Here is a 5,796-nt window from a genome sequence, read left to right as displayed (position 1 = left end):
CAAACATATAATATTTTCCCCGGTTTCCCCCCGCTCCCCCGAAAGGTCAAGTTCCCCGAGAGACAAAAAAGAGGCAAAAAAATGAGAAAATACCCATTTTTGCCCAGGTGCATACTTTGCATTTATTAACCAAATCTGCCCATTAGCAGACATAAATCAACTATTTTTTATAATCACGTTGATATTTTAGAAGAATTTAACGTTTTCATAACATTATTTTCTTTTATAGTAAAGAAAAAGTTTGTACTTTTGTCCCGCATTTCCTGCATGGGAGGTGTATTGGCTAGAAATTAACTATACATTATTAATAATAAATTAAAAATGGCAAATCAAATCGCAAAACCCGCTACCGGCAAACTTGGTATCATGGTAGTAGGTCTGGGTGCAGTTAGCACCACTTTCATCACTGGTGTGCTCATGGCACGCAAAGGTCTTGCTAAGCCCGTTGGCTCAACAACTCAATATGACAAAATCCGTGTAGGCCGTGGCGCCGACAAGAAGTACCTCAAAGTTAACGAGATCGTTTCTATGCCCTCGCTCAACGACATCGAGTTCGCTGCTTGGGACGTTTATCCCGCTAACGCCTACGAGAGCGCTATCAACGCCGAGGTTCTCAAAGAGAAAGACATCAACCCCGTTAAGGACGAGCTCCTCGCTATCAAGCCCCTCAAGGCTGGTTTCGACAAGAACTACGCAAAGCGCCTCGACGGTGACAACGTTAAGGACGTGAAGACTCGCTGGGAAATGGCCGAGGCTATCCGCGAGGACATCCGCAACTTCAAGGCCGAGAAGGACGTTGAGCGCGTTGTTGTGCTCTGGGCTGCTTCTACCGAGATCTACGTCGCTCCCAACATGGCTGTGCACGGCACTCTCGCTGCTCTCGAGCAGGCTATGAAGGACAACGACACTGCCAACATCGCTCCCTCTATGTGCTACGCCTACGCTGCACTCATGGAGGACGCTCCCTTCGTGATGGGTGCTCCCAACACCACTGTCGATATCCCCGCTATGTGGGAACTCGCCGAGAAGAAGCAACTCCCCATCGCTGGTAAGGACTTCAAGACTGGCCAGACTCTCGTCAAGAGCGGTTTCGCTCCCATCATTGGCACACGCATGCTCGGTCTCAACGGCTGGTTCTCTACCAACATCCTGGGCAACCGCGACGGTCTCGTGCTCGATGAGCCCGCTAACTTCCGCACTAAGGAGGTTTCTAAGCTCTCTACTCTCGAGTCTATCCTCGTTGCTGAAGAGCAGCCCGACCTCTACACTGACTACTACCACAAGGTACGCATCAACTACTATCCTCCCCGCAACGACAACAAGGAAGGCTGGGACAACATCGACATCTTCGGCTGGATGGGCTATCCCATGCAGATCAAGATCAACTTCCTCTGCCGCGACTCTATCCTCGCTGCTCCCCTCTGCCTTGACCTGTGTCTCTTGATCGACCTCGCTCACCGCGCTGGCCGCTGGGGTACACAGCGCTTCTTGAGCTTCTTCCTCAAGAGCCCGCAGCACGACTACACCCAGGACGAAGTGCCCGTTAACCACCTCTTCCAGCAGTACGTCATGCTCAAAAACGCTATCCGCGAAATGGGTGGATACGAAGCCGACGAAGAAATCGACTAATCTAAGATTCTTTTCATATTGTAAAAACAGCTATTGCGAGAGTAATGGCTGTTTTTCTTTTCCCCTAACCTCTCGGAGAACTCTACCCTCTCGGGGAACTCTAACCTCTCGGGGAACTCGCAGAACTCGGGGAGGTTTTGCCTCTCGGGGAACTCGGGGAACTCGGGGATTTTTTTTTGCCTCTCGGGGAACTATTATTAAATTCTGAAACTTGGACTCACCGCGCGCGGGAAGAAACCACTGCGTCAGCTATAATTTTAATTATTTTAATTTCTTTCAGTTTTCTCCCCTAACCTCTCGGGAAGAAACCACTGCGTCAGCTATAATTTTAATTATTTTAATTTCTTTCAGTTTTCTCCCCTAACCTCTCGGGGAGGGAACCACTGCGTCAGCTATAATTTTAATTATTTTAATTTCTTTCAGTTATTTCCCCGAGTTCCCCGAGTTCCCCGAGAGGTTAAGTTCCCCGAGAGACAAAACCTCCCCGAGCGGCAAAGTTGAAAAAAAGTGTACGACTTCTACAAATCGTACACCTTTTTTGCCTTAATCGTACACCTAAACATACAAGTCTTACAACTTTTTATATTATTATATATTACTTTTGTCGATGGAAAGACTCCCAATATACAAAAAAGCTATGATTACTATCACTACACTCACCGACATGCAAGTGCTGCTCATCAGCGTGGCAGCACTTGCCGCGTGTTTATTAATCGGATTGGCGATAGAGTATTTCCTCTCGCGCCGATCCCGCTGATGTTTTGAGACAGAACAATTAACTGAAAGAAATTATCCAGAATTATGATAAATTATTTTTCGGCACAAGAACTAAAATTTCTTCTAATTTCGAATAATTTCTTTCAGTAAAAATTTCCCCGAGTTCTGCGAGTTCCCCGAGTTCTGCGAGTTCCCCGAGAGGAAAGCGCGAGAGACACCGAAAACGGAATATTAACTAAAAAACGATATACGACATGAAACAAAAACTTTTACTTCGCATCACGGCACTGCTCGTTGCCGTCATGCTCATGCCACAGGCCGCCTGGGCACTGAAAGGTTCAGGAACCTATAACTCCCCTTACCTTCTCGAATTCGGACAGGACCTTGACTTTATTTCTGCTCTGTACCGTGACGGCAAGGTGGACGGCCAGTATATTTATATACGAGTAGTGGCCGATCTTTATGTGAATCACATTACCCCCATTGGCAATGAGGCCCACCCGTTTTTTGGTTCATTTTACGGAAATGGATATACCATTAATTTCATAGACAGCGAAATAAATTACAAGTATAGCCATTCTGGTATCCTCTTTGGATATGTAAAAGGTATAAGTGGTAGTGGTGAAGAACTATGTTCTATATGTAATTTTACAGTAAACGGAAAAATAAGTTCGAGTACCGCAGGGTTGACAAATATAGGCGGAGTAATAGGCACTGCTATTAACACATTTATAAATCGCATCACATGTAATGTTGATATTGATGTCAAGGGTGTTGCACAACATCATATCGGAGGAATTGTAGGTCATTTTGAAGGTTACGCTCCTATTCAAGCCTGCACCTATAATGGCGTTATCAATGCTGGAACCACCACCGACTGCGTAGGTGGTATCGCGGGATTTGTCCATGCTCAAAGTGATGCGTATATTGACCATTGCTGCAGTAGCGGCTCTATCTACTCTACAGGCTCGGAACCCACCTTAGGTGGCATCCTGGGGTATAATAACAATGAGAACAATAAGTTTAAGGGTCTTGCCGGTTGCTTCAGCAGCATGGGCCTGCACTATGCGGGTAAAAACACCCATGTGTGCGGCGTTGCCGGCCGCTTGAGGGCGAATGCCTCTAAAACCGAGAACAACTTCTGCCTCACCGACTCGTGTGGTGGCAAGCCCTGTAACACCGACGGTCCTTCTATCCCCTCCTCAAACAAGACTTGCACCCATGCCGAGTGCCAGAGCGGTTACATCACCTACACTCTCGCTAATGCGCCTTATATCTATGACATTTTATCCAATGCATATAACTGGGTGCAAGAGCTGGGCAGTGAAACATACCCTCGCTTGAGAAGGTCAGACCCCAGTTTTACTTATAATGGATTGGAACAATATCCCCCCTATGTCTATAAAATCCAGGACCGCAAGTGCAATGGTACCAACTATGGAACCCCCTACTATTCTAACACTAATAGTTACAATACTTATCACAATGGCAGCTGGGTAGAGCGCAAGGAACCCACCTGCACCGCAGCGGGTAATGTAAAACACTACCACTGCAACGATTGCGGCAAGAATTTTACAAGCGAGACCGGCGGCGAAATTACCAATGTGTCAATCAGTGCCTTAGGCCATGACTTGAGCAGTGCATGGGCGTGGAACGACAACGGACAGTCAACTAAGCTCACCGTTACCTGCAAGCGCACTGGCTGCACCCACAAGAAGGAGGCAACCGCTACCTATCCCAACGGCGGCATCACACGCCAGCAGAAGTCGGCCCCCTCATGCTTCGCCAAGGGCGTGAACACCTACACCGCCACACTCACCGTGGACAGCAAGAGCTACACATCAAGCAAGGACGTGCAGGACATCGCCATGATCGCCCATACTCTCAAAAGCACATGGGCGTGGAACGACAACGGACAGTCGGCAAAGCTGACCGTCACCTGCACCGCCACCGGCTGCACACACAAGAAGGAGTCAACCGCTACCTATCCCAACGGCGGCATCACACGCAAGCAGAAGTCTGCTCCCACCTGCTCGAAAATGGGCGTGAACACCTACACCGCCACCCTCACCGTGGACGGCAACAAGTACACCCAGACCAAGGATGTACAGGACATCCCCTTGTCCGGCCACAACTTTGCCGGCGGCGAGTGTGCAACATGCCACGAGCATGAGTACCTCACCTTCACCGCAACGGGCAGCGTGACCCTCGGCATCGAGAACAAGAACGGCAACGCGCCCAGCGTGGAGTACACCCTCGACGACGGCGCCACATGGACCACATGGGACTACACCGCAATCAACCTGACCGACGGCCAGAAACTGCGCCTGCGCGGCTCTAACCCCACCGGCTTCAGCAACCCCGGCAACGACGAGACCACGTCGATCTATGACATACCCTATTCGATATTTACCACCTCGGGCAGCGGAACCCTGGCAGCCAGTGGCTACCTTATGAGCCTCATCGACGTCCACAGCGCCACAACCGCCATCCCGTCGCGCGCTTGCTTCTACCGCCTCTTTGAATACAACAAGAACCTCACCACACCGCCGTTGCTCTCGGCAACCGCACTGACTGCCGACTGCTACCGCGATATGTTCTACTCTTGTACTAAATTAACCTCGGCTCCAGCGTTGCCAGCAACCACGCTCGCCGAGATCTGCTACAACAGTATGTTCCAAAACTGCCGAGCACTGAGCGAAGCTCCGGCGTTGCCCGCGACCACGCTTGCCGAGAACTGCTATGCGGCAATGTTTAGAAACTGCCTTAATCTCACCCAAGCACCCGAGCTGCCCGCAACCACGCTCGCCGAGTACTGCTATGATTGGATGTTCGACGGTTGCACCTCACTCACACAGGCACCAGAGCTCCCCGCAAGCACACTCGCCGAGAACTGCTATGCGGCAATGTTTATGAATTGTACCTCACTGAGCGAGGCTCCCGCTCTGCCCGCAACCACGCTTGTCTATGGTTGTTACACTAGCATGTTCTATGACTGCGCGAGTCTCAATCGCATAGAAGTAGCATTCACCGACTGGAGTAATTCCTATACTTACAACTGGCTCGCAAATGTAGCAAGCGAGGGAGAGTTCGTGTGTCCCAAAGAACTGCAACTCAAATTTGGTCCAAGCTACATCCCCGAGGGATGGACAGTGAAGCACAATGATGAACCCGAGTTTGCTACGGGCGACGTCAACGGTGACGGAATTATCGATGTGGTCGACATCAACGTGCTCGTGAGCATCACCCTGGGCAACGCCAGCGCTGACGATTACAACGGACGTGCCGACGTCAACGGCGACGGCGCTATCGACATCATCGACATCAACGCAATCCTCGCAATCATCCTCTAACCCTCTCTTTTCCTCTCGGGGAACTCGGGGAACTCGCGGAAATATTATTAATTTCTGAAAAATTTCCCAAGGAGCAAAAAATTTCCGCGAGTTCCCC

The 5,796-nt window shown here is 49.8% G+C and carries 2 protein-coding genes; both read left to right on the top strand.

Features of this window, described 5'->3' with window-relative positions; genetic code table 11:
* Positions 1-321: 321 nt before the first annotated feature.
* Positions 322-1,629: an inositol-3-phosphate synthase gene (locus ACKI3C_RS12035; protein ID WP_407405382.1), complete on the top strand. Its 1,308-nt coding sequence runs from the start codon at positions 322-324 to the stop codon at positions 1,627-1,629.
* 971 nt (positions 1,630-2,600) lie between these two features.
* A complete protein-coding gene (locus ACKI3C_RS12030; protein WP_407405380.1) occupies positions 2,601-5,699 on the top strand; it encodes a dockerin type I repeat-containing protein in 3,099 nt (1,032 codons plus the stop codon).
* Positions 5,700-5,796: the final 97 nt, after the last annotated feature.

The sequence above is a fragment of the Sodaliphilus sp. genome (assembly GCF_045598405.1).
Taxonomy (GTDB): Bacteria; Bacteroidota; Bacteroidia; order Bacteroidales; family Muribaculaceae; genus Sodaliphilus; species Sodaliphilus limicaballi.
The sequence above is the reverse complement of the archived record's forward strand: the minus strand, read 5'-3'. Positions and strand labels throughout refer to the sequence as shown.